This window comes from Reyranella sp. (assembly GCF_044224635.1).
Classification (GTDB): Bacteria; Pseudomonadota; Alphaproteobacteria; order Reyranellales; family Reyranellaceae; genus Reyranella.
Map to the genome: position 1 here is coordinate 12384 of NZ_JBGAKA010000043.1, position 22819 is coordinate 35202.

The 22819-nt window shown below is 68.3% G+C and carries 20 protein-coding genes and 1 pseudogene; 3 read left to right on the forward strand and 18 right to left on the reverse strand.

Annotated features, from left to right (window positions below; genetic code table 11):
* Positions 1 to 269 precede the first annotated feature (269 nt).
* The 9 genes from sucD to ACILR9_RS28675 form a co-directional block, all read right to left on the reverse strand.
* A complete protein-coding gene (sucD, locus tag ACILR9_RS28635; protein ID WP_395713390.1) occupies positions 270 to 1145 on the reverse strand; it encodes a succinate--CoA ligase subunit alpha in 876 nt (291 codons plus the stop codon).
* Complete coding sequence (gene sucC, locus ACILR9_RS28640; RefSeq protein ID WP_395713391.1) at positions 1145 to 2341, reverse strand: ADP-forming succinate--CoA ligase subunit beta; 1197 nt, start codon at positions 2339 to 2341, stop codon at positions 1145 to 1147. Before sucC ends, sucD begins: the two co-directional genes overlap by 1 nt.
* Before the next feature lie 167 nt (positions 2342 to 2508).
* Positions 2509 to 3471, reverse strand: a complete 963-nt coding sequence (gene mdh, locus ACILR9_RS28645) for a malate dehydrogenase (RefSeq protein ID WP_395713392.1) — start codon at positions 3469 to 3471, stop codon at positions 2509 to 2511.
* A gap of 219 nt (positions 3472 to 3690) precedes the next feature.
* Positions 3691 to 4146 carry a PaaI family thioesterase gene (locus ACILR9_RS28650; protein ID WP_395713393.1) on the reverse strand — a complete coding sequence of 152 codons (456 nt, stop codon included), beginning with the start codon at positions 4144 to 4146 and terminating at the stop codon, positions 3691 to 3693.
* Positions 4147 to 4155: 9 nt separating this feature from the next.
* On the reverse strand, positions 4156 to 5040 hold the full coding sequence (locus ACILR9_RS28655) for an SMP-30/gluconolactonase/LRE family protein (RefSeq protein WP_395713394.1): 885 nt from the start codon (positions 5038 to 5040) through the stop codon (positions 4156 to 4158).
* On the reverse strand, positions 5037 to 5459 hold the full coding sequence (locus ACILR9_RS28660) for a Zn-ribbon domain-containing OB-fold protein (RefSeq protein WP_395713395.1): 423 nt from the start codon (positions 5457 to 5459) through the stop codon (positions 5037 to 5039). Before ACILR9_RS28660 ends, ACILR9_RS28655 begins: the two co-directional genes overlap by 4 nt.
* A complete protein-coding gene (locus ACILR9_RS28665) occupies positions 5456 to 6604 on the reverse strand; it encodes a thiolase family protein (protein ID WP_395713396.1) in 1149 nt (382 codons plus the stop codon). The genes ACILR9_RS28660 and ACILR9_RS28665 overlap by 4 nt, the downstream gene beginning before the upstream one ends.
* Before the next feature lie 18 nt (positions 6605 to 6622).
* Positions 6623 to 8122, reverse strand: a complete 1500-nt coding sequence (locus tag ACILR9_RS28670; protein ID WP_395713397.1) for a class I adenylate-forming enzyme family protein — start codon at positions 8120 to 8122, stop codon at positions 6623 to 6625.
* Between the two features lie 63 nt (positions 8123 to 8185).
* A complete protein-coding gene (locus tag ACILR9_RS28675) occupies positions 8186 to 9142 on the reverse strand; it encodes a Bug family tripartite tricarboxylate transporter substrate binding protein (RefSeq protein ID WP_395713398.1) in 957 nt (318 codons plus the stop codon).
* Between the two features lie 108 nt (positions 9143 to 9250).
* Between ACILR9_RS28675 and ACILR9_RS28680 the strand changes: the two genes are divergently transcribed.
* Complete coding sequence (locus tag ACILR9_RS28680; RefSeq protein ID WP_395713399.1) at positions 9251 to 10147, forward strand: LysR family transcriptional regulator; 897 nt, start codon at positions 9251 to 9253, stop codon at positions 10145 to 10147.
* Between the two features lie 16 nt (positions 10148 to 10163).
* Here ACILR9_RS28680 and ACILR9_RS28685 read toward each other — a convergent pair whose 3' ends face one another.
* From ACILR9_RS28685 to zapE (ACILR9_RS28700), 4 genes and pseudogenes are all read right to left on the reverse strand, one after another.
* Complete coding sequence (locus ACILR9_RS28685) at positions 10164 to 11024, reverse strand: alpha/beta fold hydrolase (RefSeq protein WP_395713400.1); 861 nt, start codon at positions 11022 to 11024, stop codon at positions 10164 to 10166.
* Between the two features lie 7 nt (positions 11025 to 11031).
* Positions 11032 to 11919, reverse strand: a complete 888-nt coding sequence (locus tag ACILR9_RS28690) for a dienelactone hydrolase family protein (protein WP_395713439.1) — start codon at positions 11917 to 11919, stop codon at positions 11032 to 11034.
* A 71-nt stretch (positions 11920 to 11990) separates the two neighbouring features.
* A complete protein-coding gene (zapE, locus tag ACILR9_RS28695) occupies positions 11991 to 12200 on the reverse strand; it encodes an AFG1/ZapE family ATPase (protein WP_395713440.1) in 210 nt (69 codons plus the stop codon).
* 115 nt (positions 12201 to 12315) lie between these two features.
* A pseudogene (zapE, locus tag ACILR9_RS28700) lies at positions 12316 to 13086 on the reverse strand (cell division protein ZapE); the annotation flags it as partial.
* A 146-nt stretch (positions 13087 to 13232) separates the two neighbouring features.
* Between zapE (ACILR9_RS28700) and fmt the strand changes: the two are divergent.
* Entirely contained in the window at positions 13233 to 14183 is a 951-nt protein-coding gene (gene fmt, locus ACILR9_RS28705; RefSeq protein WP_395713401.1) for a methionyl-tRNA formyltransferase, read from the forward strand.
* A gap of 4 nt (positions 14184 to 14187) precedes the next feature.
* Positions 14188 to 14928, forward strand: coding sequence for a tRNA pseudouridine(38-40) synthase TruA (gene truA, locus ACILR9_RS28710; protein ID WP_395713402.1), 741 nt, complete (start codon positions 14188 to 14190; stop codon positions 14926 to 14928).
* 147 nt (positions 14929 to 15075) lie between these two features.
* Here the strand turns inward: truA and ACILR9_RS28715 are convergent, their stop codons facing one another.
* From ACILR9_RS28715 to ACILR9_RS28735, 5 genes are all read right to left on the reverse strand, one after another.
* Entirely contained in the window at positions 15076 to 15660 is a 585-nt protein-coding gene (locus ACILR9_RS28715; RefSeq protein WP_395713403.1) for a hypothetical protein, read from the reverse strand.
* Positions 15661 to 15668: 8 nt separating this feature from the next.
* Positions 15669 to 16856 (reverse strand): succinyl-diaminopimelate desuccinylase, encoded by a 1188-nt coding sequence (dapE, locus tag ACILR9_RS28720; protein WP_395713404.1) that lies wholly within the window; start codon positions 16854 to 16856, stop codon positions 15669 to 15671.
* A 368-nt stretch (positions 16857 to 17224) separates the two neighbouring features.
* Complete coding sequence (gene smc, locus ACILR9_RS28725) at positions 17225 to 20881, reverse strand: chromosome segregation protein SMC (protein WP_395713405.1); 3657 nt, start codon at positions 20879 to 20881, stop codon at positions 17225 to 17227.
* 50 nt (positions 20882 to 20931) lie between these two features.
* A complete protein-coding gene (locus tag ACILR9_RS28730) occupies positions 20932 to 21591 on the reverse strand; it encodes a DsbA family protein (protein WP_395713406.1) in 660 nt (219 codons plus the stop codon).
* A gap of 54 nt (positions 21592 to 21645) precedes the next feature.
* Positions 21646 to 22788 carry a DciA family protein gene (locus tag ACILR9_RS28735; protein ID WP_395713407.1) on the reverse strand — a complete coding sequence of 381 codons (1143 nt, stop codon included), beginning with the start codon at positions 22786 to 22788 and terminating at the stop codon, positions 21646 to 21648.
* Between the last annotated feature and the right edge of the window lie 31 nt (positions 22789 to 22819).

The following is a 22819-nucleotide window of genomic DNA, read 5'->3' on the forward strand; positions in this document are numbered from 1 at the left end:
GTCCTGTCTCCTCTTCCTCCTCTCCCCCTGGCGGGGGCAGGGCATTCGCATATGGGCGCTCTCTATATCCTCCTCCCTAGCGAAGCTGGGGAGGTGCCCCCGTAATCGGGGGCGGAGGGGTCATGGGCCCCAGTCCCGCTGCTCATGACCCCTCCGTCGCCGTATCGGCATTTTGGCTGCAAGCGGCCAAAAGCCTTTGACGGCGACACCTCCCCAGCGAAGCTGGGGAGGAGAATATAGAGAGCGCCCATATGCGAACGCCCTATCCGTCAGCCCTTCATCGCGGCGAGCATCTCCTCGCCGAGCGCGGCAGGAGAATCGGCCACCCTGATGCCTACCGAGCGCATGAAATCGACCTTGAATTCGGCAGTATCGTGGCCGCCCGAGATGACCGCGCCGGCATGCCCCATGCGCCGTCCCGGCGGCGCCGTGCGGCCGGCGATGAAGCCGACCACCGGCTTGTGGGTTTTCGAGTCCTTGATGAACTCCGCGCCCTTGACCTCGGCGTCGCCGCCGATCTCGCCGATCATGACGATGCCCTCAGTCTCCGGATCGCCGATCAGCATCTCCAGGCACTCAACGAAGTTGGTGCCGTTCACCGGGTCGCCGCCGATGCCGATGCAGGTCGTCTGGCCGAGACCGGCCGCCGTGGTCTGCGCCACCGCCTCGTAGGTGAGCGTGCCCGAGCGCGAGATGATGCCGATCTTGCCGCGCTTGTGGATGTGGCCCGGCATGATGCCGATCTTGCATTCGCCGGGCGTGATGACGCCGGGACAATTGGGCCCGATCAGGCGCGACCTCGAGCCGGCGAGCGCACGCTTCACGCGCACCATGTCGAGCACCGGAATGCCCTCGGTGATGCACACGATCAGCGGCACCCCGGCATCGAGCGCCTCGAGAATCGAATCGGCGGCATAGGGCGCCGGCACGTAGATCACGGAGGCATCGGCTCCGACCTTGGCCATGGCGTCGGCCACGGTGTCGAACACCGGCAGGTCGAGATGCGTGGTGCCGCCCTTGCCCGGCGTGACGCCGCCCACCATGCGCGTGCCGTAGGCGATCGCCTGCTCGGAATGGAAGGTGCCCTGCGCGCCGGTGAAGCCCTGGCAGATGACCTTGGTGTTCTTGTCGACCAGAACGGCCATCAGCCTTCCTCCTTGACGGCCTTGACGATCTTTTCGGCAGCGTCGCCGAGGTTTTCGGCCGACGTGATCCTGAGGCCCGATTCCTTCAGGATCTTCTTGCCCAGCTCGACGTTGGTGCCTTCGAGCCGCACCACCAGGGGCACGTGCAGATTGACCTCGCGTGCCGCTGCGACCACGCCCTCCGCGATGACGTCGCAGCGCATGATGCCGCCGAAGATGTTGACAAGGATGCCCTCGACGTTGGGATCCTTGAGGATGATCTTGAACGCCGCCGTGACGCGCTCCTTGGTGGCGCCGCCGCCGACGTCGAGGAAGTTGGCCGGCGCCGCGCCATAGAGCTTGATGATGTCCATGGTCGCCATGGCAAGCCCGGCGCCGTTGACCATGCAGCCGATCTGGCCGTCGAGCTTGACGTAGTTCAGCGCGTATTTCTCGGCCTCGGTCTCGGCCGGATCCTCCTCGTCGATGTCGCGCAGCTCCTCGACGTCCTTGTGGCGGAACAGCCCGTTGTCGTCGAAGTTCATCTTGGCATCGAGGGCGATCACCTCGCCCGCGCCGGTGACGACCAGCGGGTTGATCTCGATCAGCGAGGCGTCGAGCTCGGTGAAGGCCTTGTAGAGGCTGCCCAGCAGGGTGACGAAACTGCCGACCTGCTTGCCGGAAAGGCCCAGCGCGAAGGCGATCTTGCGGCCCTGGAAGGCCTGGTAGCCGGTCACCGGATCGATCGCCTGCTCGACGATCTTTTCCGGCGTGTCGTGCGCCACCGCCTCGATATCCATGCCGCCTTCGGTCGAGGCGATGATCGCGATACGGCCGATCGCCCGATCGACCAGCATCGACAGATAGAGCTCGCGCTTGATGTCGCAGCCGTCCTCGATATAGAGGCGCTTCACGGTCTTGCCGGTCGGGCCCGTCTGCTTGGTCACCAGCTCGTGGCCCAGCATGGCCGCGGCGTGCTGGCCGACCTCCTCGATCGACCTGGCGACACGCACGCCGCCCTTGCCGTTGGGATCGTCCTTGAAGCGGCCCTTGCCGCGTCCGCCGGCATGGATCTGGGCCTTCACCGCGGTAATCGGGCCGCCGAGCTTGCGGGCCACGTCCATCGCCTCGTCCCTGGTATAGGCAACGCCACCCTTGAGCAGAGGGACGGCATATTTGGCCAGCAGTGCCTTGGCCTGATATTCGTGGATATTCATGGATGCCTGTTCGTCCGGGCCCGCTTGCAAAGCCTACGCCAATCCATCAGTTGCCATTTGCAACTGACCACGAGCAGCGGCACTCTATGAGTGCCACCACTGCTTGGCAATGTAGGACTGATGATCGTTTTGAGTCGCTCGACCAAAGTCGAAGGCGGCCGGCCGCGTCAGCGGCCGACGATCTTGTTGGTGGCGTCGATCAGCGACTTCACGGCGGCGACGGACTTGTCGAACATCGCCTTTTCCTCGGCATTGAACTCGACCTCGACGATGCGTTCGACGCCATCTTTGCCGATCACCACAGGCACGCCGATGTACAGGCCTTTGACGCCGTACTCGCCATTCAGCATGGCGGCGCAAGGCAGCATGCGCTTCTTGTCCTTGAGGTATGACTCGGCCATGGCGATGGCAGAGGCCGCCGGGGCGTAGAAGGCCGAACCGGTCTTGAGCAGGGCGACAATCTCGGCGCCGCCGTCACGGGTGCGCTGGACGATCTTTTCGAGCCGCTCCCTGGTGGTCCAGCCCATGTCGACGAGGTCGTGCAGGGAGATGCCGCCGACCGTCGAGTAGCGCAGCAACGGCACCATCGTGTCGCCGTGACCGCCCAGGACGAAGGCGGTGACGTCCTCGACCGAGACGTTGAATTCCTCGGCCAGGAACAGGCGGAACCGGGCGCTGTCGAGCACGCCTGCCATGCCGACGACGCGGCTCGGCGGGAAGCCGGTGACCTCCTGCATGAGGCCGACCATGGCGTCGAGCGGGTTGGTGATGACGATGACGAAGGCGTTGGGCGCGTGCGCCTTGATGCCCTTGCCGACCGAGTCGATCACCTTGGCGTTGATGCCGACCAGATCGTCGCGTGTCATGCCGGGCTTGCGCGGCACGCCCGCCGTGACGATGATCACGTCGGCGCCCTCGATGTCCTTGTAATCCGAGGAGCCGCTGTAGGCCGCATCGAAGCCCTCGACGGGGCTGAGCTGGGCGATGTCGAGCGCCTTGCCCTTGGCGATGCCTTCGGCGTCGGGAATGTCGAACAGGACGACGTCGCCCAGTTCCTTCTGACCGGCCAGCAGCGCCAGGGTGCCGCCAATCTGTCCGGCGCCGATCAGCGCGATCTTCTTGCGAGCCATGCGTAAAACTCCGTTCCGTGAAGGCGGGGCGTGGTTAGCGCGATTCTCCCGGAGCGGCAAGAACGTGCCCGGTCTGCCAGTCAGTCGATATTCCCGGACGGGAATGTGGATTTGAGGAGCTCGAGGACAGCCTTCGGCCAAGCTGCTCGCGTCATCACTGCGCCGATACTGGTCAAATCTGCGCCGTCGCGACGTGGTGACAGGTGCCCTGCGACCGAGCTATCGACGCCGGGCTGCGGCTTTCCCGGGCGCCGCCTTCAGGATCTTCTTCCACACGCCGTTGACCACGGCGACAGTGCGCGCCTCCACCAGGAAGACGCCGCTCATGAAGACCAGCTGCTTGGTCGCCCGGCTCATGACGGGTGTGACATGCACCGTCTCGCCGATGCCGACCGCGTCGATGAACTGAACGGTCATGGTCACGGTGGCGGTCGCCGGCGTCTGCGTGAGATGGCGCGCCGTCGCGCCGAGCGCGCGGTCCATGAACGTCATGAAGGCCCCGCCCTGCAGGACACCGTTGCGGTTCTCGTGCTTGTCGAATGTGGGGAAAAGGAACGTGGGGCCTTCTCCATCCATCCTGTAGAAGAACGGCCCGGCGTGGCTGATGAAGCCGGGATCCTCGTAAACGCTCCAGCCCTGCGCGAGCAGGTCATCCGCCACTTGCGATTCGTCCATGGTTCTCCTTCAGCCGCCGAACACGTGCTCCGGCTGGCCCTTCACGCCGACATCGAGCTGCAGCAGGCTTCCGGCCAGCGGCTGCTCGGCGAGAGCCGCATCGTCGAGCCCGAAGCGCATCGAGGTGACATAGAGCGTCCCGAGATCGGCGCCGCCGAACATCACGCTCGTCGGCTTCTGGAACGGCATGCGGATCTCGCGGTCGAGGCGGCCGTCGGGCGCATAGCGGCGGATGTGCCAATCGCCGACCTCGGCCACCCACAGGCCGCCTTCGGCATCGGCCGCGCATCCATCCGGGATCGCCGCCGTGCGTTCCTTGACATAGTCGCGAAAGACCCGGCGGTTGGAAAGTGCCCCCGTCGAGGCGTCGAAGTCGTAGGCATCGATACGGCCCGGATGGGAATCGACATGGTACATCACGCTGCCGGACTGGGCCCAGGCGATGCCGTTGGACACGACCAGGCCGCTCGCATGGCGGTGCATGGAGAAGTCGGCGTGCATGCAGAACAGCCCGCCGTTGGGTTCCTTCACATGCAGATCGCGCGTGCCGACCCACAGGCGCCCGGCGCTGTCGCACTTGGCATCGTTGAACACCTCCTTCTTGAAGTCGACAAGCGGAACCGCTACCGATTGGAGCTGCGGCTTGTCGAATTCCGTCAGGGCCATGCCCTTCTTGGTGACGATCACCAGCCCGCCCGACGCGCGCGGGATGACCGCGCTGGGCGCATAGGGCAGCTCCCGCACGTCGACCTGGCCGGTCCGGGGCCGCAACCGGAAGATGCGGCGCGACACGATGTCGATCCAGTACAGGACCTGCTCGCGCACGGACCACATCGGCCCTTCGCCGAGCACGGTCTGCGGCGCGTCGATGACGGCGAAATCCTGCCCGCTCATGACGCGGCCGGCCTGAACTTGACCAGCGTCACGTCGTCGGTGACGCGTTCGAACACCGCCTCGACGGGCATGCCGATCGGCATCTCGTCGAGCGTGCCGTTGGGCAGGCCGACGATGTTGGTCATGAGGCGCGGCCCCTCCTCGAGCTCGACCATCGCCACGTTGTACGGCATCTCCGCGGCGAAGCCCGGGAAGTACACCCTGTGGAAGCGGCAGCTCGCCCAGATCCGCCCGCGCCCGCTCAAGCCCTCCCAGTGCACGCCCTCCTTGCCGCAGTGGCTGCACCACGGCTCGAAGTAGGTATGGAACGTGCTGCAATGGTTGCAGCGCGGCAGCTGCAGGCGCCCCTCGCGCGTGGCGTCCCAGAACGGCTTGCTCTGCTCGCTGATGGGCGGCAGCGGCTTGGTATATCCGCTCACGAGGCCTCCGTCGCGTAGATGATCGATGTCGAGAGCGGCCCGCCCTGCAGGTACTGCACGACCTCGGCATCGGGCACCTGGCGGGAGCCGAGGCCGCCGCGCAGCTGCCGGACCGCCTCGGCCTGCAGGTTCCAGCCCTGCATGTAGCTTTCGGACAGATGGCCGCCGTTGGTGTTGGTGGGATAGCGGCCGCGGCCCAGCTCGAGCGTCCCGTTCTCGACGTAACGACCGCCGTCGCCGCGCGGGCAGAAGCCGAAGCCTTCGAGCACGAAGACCACGATGGGCGTGAAATTGTCGTAGATCATCAGCGCATCGGCGTCCTCGCGCTTCAGGTCGGCCATCTCGTGCACGGTCGCGGACACCCGCTGCATCGCCGCGTAGCCGAAATCGTCGGGCAGCTCGCCCTGCGCCAGCCGCGACAGCTGCGCCACACCGCGCACGTAGACGGGGCGCTGCCTGAAGTCCCTGGCCCGGTCGCCGGCGGTCAGGATCATCGCCACGCCGCCATCGTTGATCAGGCAGTAGTCGAGCAGCCGCAGCGGCTCGCAGATGAACCTGGACGCCAGATAATCGTCCATCGTCACCGGCTTCTTCATGACGGCCGAGGGATTGAGGCCGGCGTGCTTGCGGAACGCCATGGCGATCTGGCCGAGCTGCTCGACCTTGGTGCCGTACAGGTGCGCATGGCGCTGGAACAGCATGGAATGCACGGCGCCCGGCGAGGTCATGCCGTAGGGGAACCACATCTCGTCGGCGCCCGTGCCGTAATTGTCGCCCTGGCCGCCGTAGCGCGCGCCGGCGGTGCGGCCGTCGTTGCCATAGACCACGGCGACAGTGTCGAGCATGCCCGAGAGGATCGCCTGCACCGCGATCTGGATGGTGCCGCCCGTCATCCGGCCTGCGCCGGGCACGGCCGTCACCAGCTTCGGCGACGTGTTGGTGATCTGCACGAACTTCTGGTAGTCGGTCAGGCGCTGGCAGATCAGGCCGTCGATGTCCTGCAGGTCGATGCCGGCATCTTGCGCCGCGTTGCGCAGCGCCCAGATGCCGAGCGACGTCGCGTCGTGCCCGACGAGGGCGCCATAGTCGGTCGTGCCGACGCCGACCACGGCGACGCTGTCCTTTCGTCTGCTGATGAGGCTCACGGATCCTGCTCCGGTTGTCTAGTTGATGCGGCGCGCGTGGCCCGCCCACAGCGACTGGCTCAGCCGGCGCCGGTCGGGCTTGCCGTTGGGGTTGAGCGGCAGCTCGGGAATCAGGTGGATCTCCTTGGGCACCTTGTAGCCGGCGAGCAGGCCCTTGCAGTGGTCGCGAACGCTCTCCTCGTCGAACTTGCCGGGATCGCGCGACACCACGAAGGCGATGACACGCTCGCCCCACTTGTCGTCGGGCGCGGACGCGACGGCGGCGTCGAGCACCTGGGGGTGTGCGCCGATGATCTTCTCGACCTCGACCGGATAGACGTTGAAGCCGCCGGAGATGATCACGTCGTTCATGCGGTCGTGCAGGAAGATGTTGCCGTCCACCAGCTCGCCGAGATCGCCGGTGCGCGCCCATTCCTCGGCGATCGGCTCGCGGCCCTGCGCCGTGATGCGCGCGTGCGGCAGCCAGGGCGCCTTGACCTCGATCTCGCCGATGCCGTCCGCGTTCGGCTCGTGCACGCGGACCTCGGTCGCGAGCAGCGGCCGGCCGGCGCCATGGCGAAGCCTGGGGTCGCGATGGCCGGCGCCGTCGAGGAAACTGATCGAGCCCGCCTCGTGCGAGCCATACGACTGCACGAAATCGGCGCCGGGCAGCAGGCTCATGGCCTCCTGGAGGACGCTCTGGCGGATCGGCGAGCCGCCATAGACGACACGCTCCAGGCCCGACCGCGCGAAAGCCTGGCGCGCCCTGGCGTGGCTCAGGATCATGGTGAACATCGTCGGCACGACCTGCATGCACGATACCTGCTCCGTCGACAGGATGTCGGCGACGGTATCCAGGCTGAACTTCTCCATCATCAGCAGGGTCCCGCGTTGCAGGAAGGTCGGGATGATGAACAGCCCCGCCTGGTGCGATACCTGCCCGAGCACCAGCGTGGTGGACGAGGGCTTGATGCGCATCTCCTCGGCGAGCATGGAGACGGCGCGCACCAGCCAGGCGCGGTGCGTCACGATCAGGCCCTTGGGGTCGCCGGTGGAGCCGGAGGTGAAGCGGATGATCGCGTCGCGATCCTCGAGGCCGTCGGTGCCGAACGACGGGCGCTGCCGCGCCGCCACCACGTCCTGCAGGCCGAGCATGCCCGGCCCGGCGGCGCAATCCACGAGGAAGACGGCTTGCGCAAGGTCCGGATCCTGCCGCAGCTCGGCCGCCTTGGCCGGTGTTGTCACGATGATGCGCGCGTTGCAGAGCCGGCACTGGCGTCGCGCTTCCGTCGCGGACAACCGGTAGTTCACGTAAACGGCGACGCCGCCTGCGCGGAAACTGCCGAACTGCGCGACGAGATAAGCTACCGAGTTCGGCAGATGGATGGCGACGGCATCGCCCTCCCGGGCACCCACCGACCGCGCCCACACGGCGAAGCTCGAGACGGCGGCATCGAGCTCGGCGTAGCTCACCTGCCGTCCGCCCCATTCGCGTATGGCCACCGTGCCGGGAGCGGCTGCCGCGGCCCGGGCGATCACTGAATCGATCGTCGGCAAATCGTCACCATTGATTGGCGGGTTGCGACCGTGGAGTCTTCGAGTTCAGTCGAACTTGATCCCCGACGCCTTCACCAGCGCGCCCCATCGTGCGCTGTCGGCGCGTATGTAGGCGTCGGCTTCCTCGGGCGTGGGCTGCACGAAGGGCTCGATGCCGAGCTTGTCGAGCTTGGCCTTGATGTCGGGATCGGCAAGGACTTTCGTGAATGCCGCGTGCAAGGCGTTGATCGTGCTGCGGGGAGTCTTCGCCGGCGCCATCACACCGTACCAGGCCGCAATCACCATGTCCGACGAAGCGATGGAGCCGATCGTCCTGGACCCGGCGATGGCGCGCAGACGACCCTGGTTGATCATGCTCTGGAGCGCCGAGTAATCCATGATGATCCCGTCGACCTGACCACCCACCACGTCGTTGACGCCCGGCGCGGCGCCCTTGTAGGGGACGTGCAGGAAATTTGCGCCCGTGTCGGCCTTCAGCAACTCGATGTTGAGGTGCGAGATGCCGCCGGCGCCGGCCGATGCCAGGCTGACCGGCCTGCTTTTCGCCAGGGCGATCAGCTCCGGCATGGTCTTGGCGGGCACCTCGGGGTTGACGGCCACCACGGACGCCGACGACGCGACCGTCGCCACGGCGGTGAGGTCGCTGAGCTTGTACGGCAGATGGGGGTTGGTGTGCGGGCCGATCGACAGCACGCTGGTGCTCCCCAGGGTGATGGTGCAGCCATCGGGCTTGGAATTGACGACATAGGCCGTGCCGATGGCGCCGCTGGCGCCGGGCTTGTTGTCCACGATCACGGGCACTCCCAGGATCTCGGACAGCTTGGGCGCGAGTGTGCGCGCGATCACGTCGTTGGAGCCGCCGGGTGTGAAGCCCACGACGATGGTGACGCCCGAAGGGCAGATCTGCGCGCTTGCGGCGAACGCCAGCAGCGACAAGAGGCAGGCGAGCGCACATCTCGCTGCCCAGGACCTGCTCCCTCGCGAGAAATGTGCGTAAGCCATGGTACGTCCCCGCCGACTATCATTGGTCCGGCGACCCTATTCCTTGACTGAAACCGTCTCCACAAGGGACTATTCAGTTCATTCGTGAACCATATTCACTTCCGAGCCATGAGAGATCTGAACTCGCTGCGTGTATTCGTCCGGGTGGCGCAGTTGAAAAGCTTCAAGGCGGCGGCGGCGAGCTTGGGCCTCACCTCCTCGGCCATCAGCAAGGCCATCAAGCGCCTCGAAGCGGAAGTCGGCGTGGGCTTGTTGCAGCGCACCACACGATCGGTGGGATTAACGGAAGACGGCGCCGTCTTCTTCGACAACTGCAAGCAGATCCTGGGCGAGATCGAGCAGGCGGAGCTGCTGCTGAGCCGAGCGACGGCAGGTCCCTACGGACGCCTGCGCATACACATGACCGAAGGCTTCGGCCGGCGTGTGGTGTTTCCGACGCTGGGCCCCTTCCTGGAACAGCACCCCACCCTGACGATGAACGTCGAGCTGAGCGACCGCGTCGTCGACATCGCCAGCGAAGGATTCGATGTCGACATCCGCATCGGCGAGGTGGCCGACAGCCGCCTCATCGCCCGCCTGCTGGGCCACCTGAGCTTTGTCGTCTGCGCATCACCGGCCTATCTCGAACGGCACGGAGAGCCGAAGAAACCCGATGATCTGGAGCGGCACAATTGCCTCGCCTACTCGCAAATCCATACCGGCCGGCTGAGGGAATGGCAATTCCGGGAGAATGGAAAGGTCTATGGCAAGACCGTCTCCGGCAGCCTGCAGGCGAGCAATTCGGAAGCCTTGCTGGTGGCCGCGATCTCCGGGCTGGGGATCGCGAACGTCAGCCGGTTCATCGCAAGCGAGGCCATCGCCTCGGGGAAGGTGAAGCCAGTCCTGACACGGTACGTCGCACCCGGTCCGCCGGTTCATGCGGTTTATTTGAAGGGACAGCACGTTTCGCCAAAGGTCAGGGCATTGGCATCGTTTCTGGCGGCGAATATATCGATCGGGCGATAGCGGACGCCCAGAAGCGTCAGACAGGGCAGCGCCGGATGTGCGCCAGCATCAGCTCGGTGACCCTGGCCGGCGCCTGGTCCATGACGAAATGGCCGATGCCGGGCAGCACGTCCATGGCGAAGGCCGCGTCGACGAACTCGGCGGTGCCGCGCGCGGCGTCGGCGCCGACCGTCGCGTCGGCGTCGCCCCAGACATAGAGCGTCGGCACCTTGATCGCGTCGATGTCGGCGGCCAGGCCTTTGTTGGCGCGGTACCAGGCGAGCGCCGCCTCCATCGCCGCAGGATTGCCCAGCACGGCGAGATGCTCGTCGAGTGCCGACTGAGGCACGCCCTGGCCGAACAGGCCGTCGCGCAGCCGCCGCGCATTGTCGGCGAGCAGCATCGGCCCGGTCTGCGGCTCGAGGAAGGCGCGATGATGGCGCGAGCGGTGTTTCTGGTCGCCGTCCTCCTTGAGGAGCGCCCGGCGGAAGGACATGGGATGGGGCCGCGAGAGGATGGTGAGCGAGGCCAGGCGCTCGGGCACCTTGTCGGCGACGCCCCACGACACCTGGCCGCCCCAATCGTGGCCGACCAGATGGAAGCGCTTGCCCGCCCCGCCGGCGGCATCGGCGATGTCGATGGCATCGCCGACCAGCCTGTCGAAGGCATAGTTCGAAAGATCCGCCGGATCGGGCCGCGCTCCGGCTGAGTAGCCACGCTGGTCGGGCGCCACGGCGCGATAGCCTGCCGCGGCAAGCGACGGCAGCGCCGCCCGCCAGCTGTGCCGCGACTCGGGAAAGCCGTGCAGCAGCAGCACGAGAGTCCCGCCGGCCGGGCCCGCGACATCCGTCGTGAAGGTGAGGCCCGGCCGGGTGGTGATGCTCGTGGTCTCGATCATCGACCGATCAGACGCCGTTGGCCTTGAACCAGGCCAATGCCTTCGTCCAGCCCTCCTCGGCGCGCTCTTTGCGGTAGCTCGGGCGATAGTCGGCGTTGAAGGCATGCGGCGTGTCGGGGAAAGTGATGATCTCCGACTTCGACGCGGCCGGCGTGCCGGCGGCCTTGAGCGCTGCGCGCATCTTGTCGACCGTGTCGTTGGGGATGCCGCTGTCGGCCCCGCCATAGAGGCCGAGCACCGGGCCGTGCAGCTGCTTGGCGATGTCGATCGGATGCTTGGGCGTCAGCGGCGTCGCGTCGCCGACGACCCGGCCGTACCACGCCACCGCAGCCTTCACCGCCGGGTTGTGAGCGTCGTAGAGCCAGGTGATGCGGCCGCCCCAGCAGAAGCCGGTGACGCCGAGCTTGGCCGTGTCGGCCTTGCCCTCGCCCTTGACGAAGGCGACGCAGGCATCGAGGTCGCCCATCACCTGCTCGTCGGGCACCTTGGCGACGACCTCCGAGATCAGCTTGGGAATCTCGGTGTAGCCCTTGGGATCGCCCTGGCGGAAATAGAGCTCGGGCGCGATGGCGCAATAGCCTGCCTTGGCGAAGCGTCGGCACATGTCGGCGATATGCGCGTGCACGCCGAAGATCTCCTGCACGACCAGGATGGTGCCGAAGCCCTGGCCGGTCGCCGGCATGGCGCGGTACGCCGCCATTTCCTTGCCGTCCTTGGTCTTGACCTTCACCTCGCCCGCGGTGAGCCCGTCGGCCGGCGTGACGATCATGGTCTGTGCCTGCACCGGCTGGACCGACAAGGCGAACGTGCTGCCGAGCGCCGTGCCGGTTGCCATCATGGCGGTGCGCCGCGACAGGCCGCGCTCGTTGAGAGAAATCATGCGATCGCCGTCCATATTCCTGCCTCCCTGGGGGTTAAATCGCGCGGCGGAGCCTAAGATGCGATGCACCTGGCCCACAATCACAATTAGGCGATGTGCGGCAGGGCCAGATACTCGGGGCTCTGCATCTCCATGAGACGCGACACCGTCCTCTGGAACTCGAAGGCGCCGTCGCCTGCCATGTAGAGGCGCGCTGGAGCCGTCGCTGCCGAGCAGACGAACTTGACCTTCCTCTCGTAAAACGAGTCGATCATGGTGACGAAGCGCGCCGCCTTGTCCTGGCTGTCCGGTCCCATCTGGGGAATTTCCGCGACGATCACCGTGTGGAAATTCTCGGCGATGCAGCGGCTCGCCGTCGGCACCGTCGCTCAAGGCGCGAAACGCCTCGTCGAGCTTGGCCGTCGCCCAGGCGCCGAGCGGCGTCAGGTAGACATCGAGGTTGCGCAGGCGGTCCATGCGGTAATCGTGGCCGCCACCCAGCTCGAGGATCTCCAGGCGCTGCTTCAGGAGATCGATGAAAGGCAGGAAGCGATCGCGCTGCAGGCCGTTCTTGTAGAGGTCGTCGGGCGCGCGGTTGGAGGTGGCGATGACGGTGATGCCCTCGTCGAACAAGGTCTCGAACAGACGGGCCAGGATCATCGCGTCGGCGATGTTGGTCACCTGGAACTCGTCGAAGCAGAGCAGGCGCGTCTCGCGGGCGATCTCGCGGGCGATCGGCACGATCGTGTCGGCCTCCGGCGGCGCGCCTTCGCTGGCCAGCTTCTCGCGCCGCCTGTGCAGGCGCTCCTGCACCTCGAGCATGAACTCGTGGAAGTGCACGCGACGCTTCAGCGCCACCGGCGCATCGGCGAAGAACAGGTCCATCAGCATCGACTTGCCGCGCCCGACCGGCCCCCAGATGTAGAGGCCGTGCGGCCCGACCGGCTCCTTGGGCGCCGAGACCAGGCCAAGGCGGGCGAGCAGGCTACGCTTTGGCACGGGATGGTCGGCCATCGCGGCGAGCTGGTCGTAGATCGCCTGCAGGCGCAGCACGACCTTCTCCTGCACGGGATCGGCATGAACTTCGCCCGCGCCGCGGCGGGCGGCAAGGTTGGCGGCGGGTCCTTTGCCAACATTGGGGACGCCGGCAGTCGTGGGAGCAGGTCCAGTCATTTGCCGGCGCATACCTAAAGCGATTTTCATTGCGATGGAACCGCAAGCGGCTCCATCGCAACGAAAATGCGCGCACGGGAGATGGTCGCTTCAACGGGCCCATTCCGTCCGGCTGTTCCAGCCGGACGGAATGGGCTTCTGGCTCACCGTCGCGCGGCTGCCTATAAGGTCCGGCGATGAAGCTCGCCTTTCTCGGCACCTCCGATTTCGCCGTCCCGGCGCTCAGCGCGCTGGTCGAGGCGGGCCACGAGGTCGCCGTCGTCTATACCCGCGCGCCCAAGCCGGCCGGCCGAGGCCAGCGCGAGCGCCGCACGCCGGTGCACGAGCGCGCGCTGTCGCTCGGCCTCGAGGTGCGCACGCCCAAGAGCCTGCGCGCGCCCGCGGAGGCCGAGGCCTTCAAGGCGCTCGACCTCGATGCCGCGGTCGTCGTTTCCTACGGGCACATCCTGCCCAAGAGCTTTCTCGATGCGCCGGTGCTGGGCTGCCTCAACATCCACGGCTCGCTGCTGCCGCGCTGGCGCGGCGCAGCGCCGATCCATCGCGCCATCCTGGCCGGCGACGCCGAGACCGGCGTCACCATCATGCGCATGGACGAGGGCCTCGATACCGGGCCGATGCTGCTCGCCGAGCGCACGCCGATCTCCGCCGCCGACACCGCCGAGACGGTGCACGATCGATTGGCGGAACTGGGTGCGCGCCTGATCGTGGCGGCGCTCGACGGGCTCCTGCGCAACACCATCGAGGCGGTGCCGCAACCCGAGGAGGGTGTCGTCTACGCCCACAAGCTCGGCCGCGAGGAGGGCGCGCTCGACTGGCGCCGCCCGGCCGCCGAGCTCGAGCGCAAGGTGCGCGGCTTCCATCCCTGGCCCGGCACCTGGTTCGAGGTCGCCGGCGAGCGCATCAAGGTCCATGCGACAGCCCTGGCGCTGGCCGCCGGCGCGCCCGGCATGGTCAGCATCGGCCGCGACGGCTATCCCGTGGTGGCCTGCGGCGTCGGCGGCCTCAAGCTCCTGACCCTACAGCGCGCCGGCAAGACGGCCCAGCCGGCCGACAGCTTTTTGCGCGGCTTTGCGCTCGAGCCCGGGACGGTGCTGCCGTTGCCGGCGGCAGCTGCCCTGCCCGCCTGACCGCGTGCCGCGCTACAAGCTCACGATCGAGTACGACGGCGCGCCGTTCGTCGGCTGGCAGCGCCAGGACAACGGCCCCTCGGTGCAGGCCGCCCTCGAGGAGGCGGCCTTCGCCTTCTGCGGCGAGCGCGTGGCGATGCACGGCGCCGGCCGCACCGACGCCGGCGTGCACGCGGCCGGCCAGGTCGCGCATGTCGATCTCGAGCACGCGCACGACGCCGGCACGGTGCAGGCCGCCATCAACTTCCATCTCAAGCCGCAGCCGGTCGTCATCACCGAGGCGGCCGTCGTGCCCGCGGATTTTCACGCGCGCTTCTCGGCGACGGCGCGGCGCTACCGCTACCTGATCCTGAACCGGCGCGCGCCGCCGGCGCTCGATCGCGGCCGCGTCTGGCACGTGCCGGTGGCACTCGATCGCAATGCGATGGCCGGCGCCGCGGCGCTCTTGGTCGGGCGGCACGATTTCAACAGCTTCCGCTCGACCGCCTGCCAGGCCGCCTCGTCGCTCAAGACGCTCGACCGGCTCGACGTCACGCGGCACGGCGATCGCATCGCCATCGATGTCGCCGCGCGCTCCTTCCTGCACAACCAGGTGCGCATCCTGGCCGGCACCCTGCAGCTGGTCGGGCGCGGCCAGTGGACGCGTCGCGACGTCGAGCAGGCGCTGTTGGCGCGCGACCGCACGCGCGCCGGACCGACGGCGCCGCCGCAGGGGCTCTGCCTGATGGAGGTGCGGTATGACTGAGGGTCTACAGCAAAGTAAGTCACGCTCGTTGTGACGACGCTGCTGTCATCCCGAGCTTAGCGAGGGGACCTTTATTGGGGCCTCAAAGGTCCCTCGCTGGGCTCGGGATGACAGCCATTTGTATCGGCTGCCTCGTTCAAAGCCATATTATCCGGGCGTGACGGCGACGACGCCGAGAATGCGGGCGACGAGCAGTGACAACAGGAGCGACGGCACCCAGTTGACGATCAGCAGGACCACCGACATCGGCCAGCTTGTGCCGACCACCATGCGCGTCGTCACCAGGAACCAGTAGAACAGCAGCGCCCGCAAGCCGAGATCGATCAGGATGGCGACCGCCGTCGGCGACACCGAGGCGATCACGAGGCTCGCCAGCGCCGCCACCATCGCCGGCAGGTTGATCCAGTTCAGCGCGCCGATGTAGCGCGCATAGCGATCGAGCCAGCCCTGCCGCCGCGCCGCCTCGTAGAACAGCACGGGGTAGAGCAGCCAGTCGACGACGTAGCGCACCGCCTCGACCAGCAGGATCTCGAGCTCGTCGGACACGGTGGTGACGGTGGCGTAGTAGATCAGCAGGTATAGCGCATAGAGCGGCGCCACCACGGCCATCACCCGGAACGAGCGCAGGCAGGCTTCCATGGTGTTCTCGAAGTAGCGCGGCGCCGCCGGGTCGCGCTGCAGAAACGCCAGCGCCCCCTGCACGCCGCGCGCAATCTCTGCGGCGGTGAGCACGATCGGCCTTACACAGCGAAGAAGCGGTCGAGCACGGTCTCGTAGACGCGCGCCAGCATCGCCAAGTCGGCGATCGCGCTCTTCTCGTCGACCTTGTGCATGGTCTCGCCGACCAGGCCGAACTCGAGCACCGGGCAGTAGCTGCGGATGAAGCGCGCATCCGACGTGCCGCCGGTGGTCGACAGCTCGGCCTCGACGCCGGCGACGTCGCGGATGGCGCCGGCCACCAGCTCGCTGAGCGGGCCGGGCGGCGTATAGAACGACTCGCCCGACACCTCGGCCGAGAGCTCGACGGTGCCGTTGCCGCCCAGCGCCGCATTGGCGCGCTCGAGCCGCTCTTCAAGGTGAGCCAGCAAGGTCTTTGAGGTCCACAGGTCGTTGAAGCGCACGTTGAAGCGGGCCTTGGCCGTGCCGGGTGCGATGTTGGTCGCCCTGTTGCCGACATCGACTGTGGTGAACTGCAGCGAGCTCGGCTGGAAGTGCGTGCTGCCCTGGTCGATCGGCTCGCGCACAAGCGTCTCGATCAGCGCCGACAGGCGATGGATGGCGTTGTCGAGCCGGTCGGGATAGGCGACGTGGCCTTGGATGCCGCGCACCACCATGTCGACATTCACGCTGCCGCGCCTGCCGATCTTCATCATGTCGCCGAAGCGCCTGGAGCTGGTCGGCTCGCCGACCACGCAGGCATCGATCGTCTCGCCGCGCTCGGCCAGCCGCTGCAGCATCTTGATCGTGCCGTTGACCGCCGGCCCTTCCTCGTCGCCGGTGATCAGCAGGCTGATCGAGCCGCCGAAGTCGCGGCCGCGGCGCGCCAGGAAGCGCGCCAGCGCGTCGGTGAAGGCAGCAATCGCGCCCTTCATGTCGGCGGCGCCGCGGCCGAACAGGTAGCCGGCCGACAGCTCGGCCGAGAACGGCCCGATGGTCCACGACGACAGGTCGCCCACCGGCACCACGTCGGAGTGCCCGGCGAAGCAGAAGTGCCGGCCGGAACTGCCGATGCGGGCGTACAAGTTGGCGACGTCGTCGGTGCCGGCCTGGGTGAAATCCATGCGTTCGCAGGCGAGGCCGAGGTCGCTCAGCACCTTCTCGAGAAGCTGCAAGGCGCCTGCCTCGTGCGGCGTCACGCTCTCGCAGCGCACCAGCGAGCGCGTCAGCTCGACGACGTCGGTGACGTCGGTTGTCATCGTATCCGGCATGCCAGCGACACTACATCCCTGCCCCTGCAAAGAGAACTCTCATGTTCCCCCTCCCCAGCACGCCGGCGCGCACCACGATGCTGAGAAAATCGGGGCGGTGCCCGCCCCGATTTTCATAGGAGGTGTCTCGGTAATCCGAGACGGAGGGGTGAGAGGCCTCAGTCCCGCTGCTCATGACCCCTCCGTCGGCGAAGACGCCGACACCTCCCCAGCGAAGACGCTGGGGAGGAGCATGAAAAAGAGAAGGGCGTCGGTCTGGTGGACCGGCGCCCAGTCGAATTGAGAGAGAGGAAGACTAGTCTTGTTGCTTGCTCGAGCTTTGCCATCCCGGGTTGCGCCGGGCCGGCGTGCCGGTCAGGGCGTTTGGCTCATGCCGCGATCCTGTCGGCCTCCATCAGGTTCACGGACACGAGTTGCGAGACGCCCTGCTCGGCCATGGTCACGCCGTAGAGGCGGTCCATGCGCGCCATGGTGACACGGTGATGGGTGATCACCATGAAACGCGTATCGGTGCGGCCGGCGATCTCCTTCACCAGGCCGCAAAAACGTTCGACGTTGATGTCGTCGAGCGGCGCGTCGACCTCGTCGAGCACGCAGATCGGCGCCGGGTTGGTCATGAACACGGCGAACAGCAGCGACAGCGCGGTCAGCGCCTGCTCGCCGCCCGACAGCAGCGACATCACCTGCAGCTTCTTGCCCGGCGGGCTGGCGTGGATCTCGAGCCCGGCCTCGAGCGGATCCTCCGACTCGGTCAGTCTCAGCTCCGCCTTGCCGCCGCCGAACAGCTTGGTGAAGAGCTGCTGGAAATGTCCGCTGACCTGCTCGAAGGCGGCGAGGAAGCGCTCGCGGCCCTCGCGGTTGAGGCTCTGGATGCCCTGGCGCAGGCGGCCGATGGCGGCGATCAGGTCGTCGCGCTCGGCGGTCATGCCGGCGATCTGCTGCTCGAGCTCGGTCGCCTCTTCCTCGGCGCGCAAATTGACCGCGCCCATGGTCTCGCGCTCGTGGACCAGCCGCTCCAGCCGATGCTCGGCCTTGTCGATGTCGGGCAGCTCCTCCAGCGACTGCACCTCGGCGAGCGCCAGCACGCCGTCGGGCTCGCAGCGCAGCCGCTCGGCGATGCGCTCGATCACCGCCTCGCGATCGCGCGCCGCCTGCTCGACCTGGCCCTCGCGCCGCACCCGGCTCTCGCGCGCCGTGGCGAGCTCGGCCTCGGCCTGCTTCAGCGCCTTGTCGGCCTCGCCCAATCGCGTCTCGCCGATAGCGAGACGATCGGCGGCTTCCTGGCGGCGCTGCTCGGCGCCGGCGATCTCCTCGGCCAGCGTCTCGCGCTTGGCCTCGATCTCGGCCGGCTTGCTGGCGAGCTCGGCGATCGCCTCGGTGATCTGCTCGTGCCGCTGCTCGAGCTCGCCGATCTGGCCCTCGGCATCGGCCAGCCGCTTGGCCCAGCCGGCGCGGTCCTGGGCGATCTGACCGAGCCGCTCCAGCCGCATCGCCGCCTCGCGCGCCAACCGGTCGCACTGGCCCTCGGCCTCGACCAGCGCCGCGCGCAGCTCGGCGATGCGCGCCCGCAACGTCCCCGCGGCGACGCGATCGGCCTGCGTGTCGGCGATCGCCGACAGGCGTGCCTGGCGGAAGGTCCGCCGCATCTCGCCGTCGGCGATGTCGCCCGCCAGCTCGTCGAGCGTGCTCGAGAGGCCGCCGAGCCGCGTGCGCAGCTGGTCGGTGCGCCGCGCCACGTCGGCGTGACGGTCGCGCGCCGAGACGGCCGCGCGCTCGGCGCTTGCGACGCTGCTCTGCGCCAGGCGTTCGGCGGCGCGCGTCGCCTCGCCCGCTTCCGTCGTCTTGCGGCGCGCCGCGTCGGCCACTGCGCGCTCGTGCGCGCGCGCCTGGTCGACGCACAATTTCTCGGCATCGACGGCGGCGGCGAGCCAGCCGATCTCGGCGTCGAGCCGCGCCTGCGCCGCGTTCTGCTCGGCCACGGTCGCATCGATCTGCTGGCGGATCTCGGCCAGCCGGTTGCGCTGGCTGAGCCGCACCGCCGCGGTCGACGGCGCGCCGGCGCGCATCGTGTAGCCGTCCCAGCGCCACACCGCGCCGTCGCGCGTCACCAGCTGCTGGCCCGGCGCCAGGCCTGCCTGCAGGGCGCTGCCCGTCGCATCGTCCGCGACGACGCCGATGAAGCCGATGCGGCGCTCGAGCTCGGGCAGGGCCGCGACGTGCCGGCCGAGCGGCGTCGCGCCGTCGGGCAGCGCCGGCGCCTCGGCGAGCGCGCCGAGCGCCAGCCAATGGACCGGCGCGCCGCGGTCGGACGACGCCTCGAGCTCGTCGCCGAACGCCGCGCCCAGCGCCTTCTCGAAGCCGGGCTCGACGGTGAGCGCATCGAGCAGCGGCGGCCACAGCGACGAGGCCGCCGATTTCAGCGCCGCGGCGATGCCCGCCTCCTCGGCGCGCAGCTTGGTCAGTCGCGCATTGATCTCGCGGACGGCTTCGCCGGCCGCCTGGTGGCTCGCCTCGGCGGCGCGGCGCTCGGACAGCCGGGCGCGCTCCATGTCGAGGCGCTCGGCCTCGGCCTTGGCGACCGCCTGGCGCGCCGCATCCGATTCGTAGCGCTCGGCCTCGCGTGCCGCCTCGATCGCCTGCTGGCCTTCGTGTCGAGTCCGCTCCAGGGTCTCGCGCGCGGTGTCGAGCGCGGCTTCGACCTCGGCCAGCGCCGGCAGGTTCGCGAGCTCGCCCTCGATCTGGCGCTGCTGGCTGGAAATCTCCTCGCGGCGCGCCAGCAGGCGGGCGAGCCGCTCCTGCAACTCGGCGATCTCGCGGCTGACGCTGGCGCGCAGCGCCTCGTCGTCGGCGATCTGGCGATTGAGCCGATCGTGCTCGGCCTCGGTGGTCTCCGTCTCGGCGCGCGCCGCATCGCGCGCTTCGGCCGCGGCGGCAGCCCGCTCGTCCTCGCCGAACCGCTCTTCCTCGAGACGGCCGCGCTGAACGTCGAGATCGGCGATCGCCGTCTCGGCATCGCCCTTGCGGCCATGCTCGCGCATCAGGTCGGACTCGGCCTGGCGCAGCCTCGTCTCGGCCTCCTGCTGGGCCTGCGCGACCCGCTCGGCCTCCACGGTGAGGGCATCGTGCGCCACGCGCAGCCGCTGCAGCGCCGCCGCAGCGGCCGCCTCGTCGTTACGCAGGGGCGGCAGCGACGTCGCCGCCTCGGCCTGCGCCGTCGTCGCGAGGCCAACCAGGCGCGTCAGGTCGGCGACCTCGGCCTCGGCCTCCTTCAATCGCTCGCTCGCCTCGCCGAGCTCACGCTCGGCAGCCGACAGCTTGAGCGCCAGCACGGCCGCTTCGGCGCGCCGGATATGGTCGGTCAGGTTGCGATAGCGGCTGGCCTGGCGGGCTTGGCGCTTCAATCCCTTGTGCTGCTCCTCCAGCGCCACCAGCACGTCCTGCACGCGCGCCAGGTTCTGCTCGGCGGCGCGCAGGCGCAGCTCGGCCTCGTGGCGGCGGGCATAGAGGCCGGTGATGCCGGCCGCCTCGTCGATCACGGTGCGCCGGTCGGCCGGCTTGGCGTTGATCAGCGTGCCGATGCGGCCCTGGCTGACCAGCGCCGTCGAGCGCGAGCCGGTCGCCGCGTCGGCGAACAGGGTCTGCACGTCGCGCGCACGGATGTCGCGGCCGTTCACCGAGTAGGACGAGCCATGGCCGCGCTCGATGCGGCGCACGATATCGAGCTGGTCGGTGTCGTTGACCATGGCCGGGGCGGTGCGCGTGCGATTGTCGAGCGTCAGCAGCACCTCGGCGATGTTGCGCGCCGGCCGGGCGCCGGTGCCGGCGAAGATGACATCCTCCATCTCGCTGCCGCGCATCTGCTTGGCCGAGGTCTCGCCCATCACCCACTTCAGCGCTTCGACGAGGTTCGACTTGCCGCAGCCATTGGGCCCGACGATGCCGGTCATGCCAGGCTCGATGGCGAGCTCCGTCGGGTCGACGAAGGACTTGAAGCCGGAAAGCCGGAGCTTGTCGAACTGCACCATCTACACCACGCCTGTCGGTTACCGGTTGTTGCCCGTCATTATCGCGAGAGTCACTTCGCGAGCTTGGCGAACGCGGCGTCGAGCTCCTCGACCGACCGCGGCCCGCGATAGAGTTGGCCATCGATGAACAGCGTCGGCGTCGAGTTGACGCCCAGGACCTCGCCGCCCTTGTAGTCGGCGACCACCTGGTCCGCCTTGGCCTGGTTGGCGAGGCAGGCCTTGATCTCGTTCTCGCCCATGCCGGCGATGCGCAGCGGCTTGGCGAGCTCGGCGATCGGGTCGGACCCGGTCGCCCAGGTTGCCTGGTTGCGGAAGATCAGGTCGATGACCGGGTAGTAGCGGTCGGCCGGCGCGCACTCGGCGATCTGCGCGGCCTTGGCGGCAACCTGGTCGAGCGGGAAGTCGCGGTAGACCAGCTTCACCTTGCCGGTGTCGATCCACTTCTTCTTGAGCTCGGGCAGGATCTGGGTGTGGAAATGGGCACAGTGCGGGCAGGTGAACGAGGCGTACTCGATCAGGGTGATCGGCGCCTTGGGGTCGCCCAGGACATGGTCGCCGGGTTGCACGGCGAACAGCGCGGTCTTGTCCGGGGTCCCCGCCACGGCCACCGGCGCAGGGCCGGGGGCAGGCGCACGGGTCCCGAAATAGACGCCGAGCACAATCGCGGCCACCGCCACGACGCCGCCGGCGACGATCAAGATATTCCGCATTCCCTCTTCCTCTCCACTACATCTTGGAAATAGCCCCTGTGGGGTGTCAAACGCTTACCGCCCTACCTGGCGCAAAATCGCGGCGATAGCCTCGGCGCTCCCGGGATTGCCGTAGTTTTCCCCGTTGACGAACAAGGTCGGCGTGAAGCGGACGCCCAGCGTCTGGCCGGACTGCACGTCGGCCACCACCTTGTCCAGCGCCTTGTCGTTGGCAAAGCAGGCCGCCGCCCACTTCCTGGTCGCGTCGCCCTTGGCCGTATCACCCTTGATCGGGCCGCCTCCGCCCGCCTCCGCGCTCGCCAGCACCGTGACCATCTCGACCAGGGGGTCGCCGACCGACAGCCACTCGACCTGGCGGCGGAACAGCAGCTCGACGGTGGCGAAGAACCTGTCCGGCGCGACGCATTCGGTGAGCTGGGCGGCGCGGGTCGCCACGAGATCGGACGGGAAATGGCGATGAATGACGCGCAGCTTGCCGGGGTCGATCCACTCCGTGCGCAGGATCGGCATCACCGCGATGTAGAAATTGGCGCAGTGCGGACAGGTCAGCGAGGCGTAGTCGATCAGGGTGTTGGGGGCGTTGCGATCGCCGAGCACATGATCGTCGGGCAGCGCCTCCAGCAGCTTGTCGCGCGCGAGATCCTGCGCTCCCGCCCGTGCCGGAGCCAACGCCGTGCGGCCGAGCAGGGCGGCGCCGAGCCCGCCCACCAGCGCGTTCCGCCGGTTGAGGGGCCGCTGGCCGATGCGGGCGCCGAGCCGCGCCAGCGCCGCGCGCAGCTCGGGATCCTCGACCGATTTCACACGCTCGCTCATCTCCGAAACGAGCGCCGGCGCGGGCGCTGGCGCCGGCGCCTGCTCTTCCGACAGCCCGCGGCGCCGCGGCATCATGCCCTGCACGACCCGGACGGCGTCGACCAGGCGATGGCCGTAGTAGCCGTTGACCCGCTCGACCACCTGCCCCGCCTTGTGCTGGACCTCGAGGGCGGCGGCGCCCGAAGCGCAGAGCCGCAGCACCTTGCCGGCGCGCCCGCGCCCGGTGGTCAGAGCATCGGGCCAAGTGACGGCGGCGAGGTCGGCACCGACGATCGCCGACCAGTCGGCGCGCAGGCGCGCGATCGAGGCGCCGCGGCCCTTGGCGATGTCGGAGGTGAGCCGCTGCGTCAGACCGCCGATGGCGCGGAAGCCGTTTTCCCGCATGGACCCTTTCAAACCCGTCTTCATATGCTAG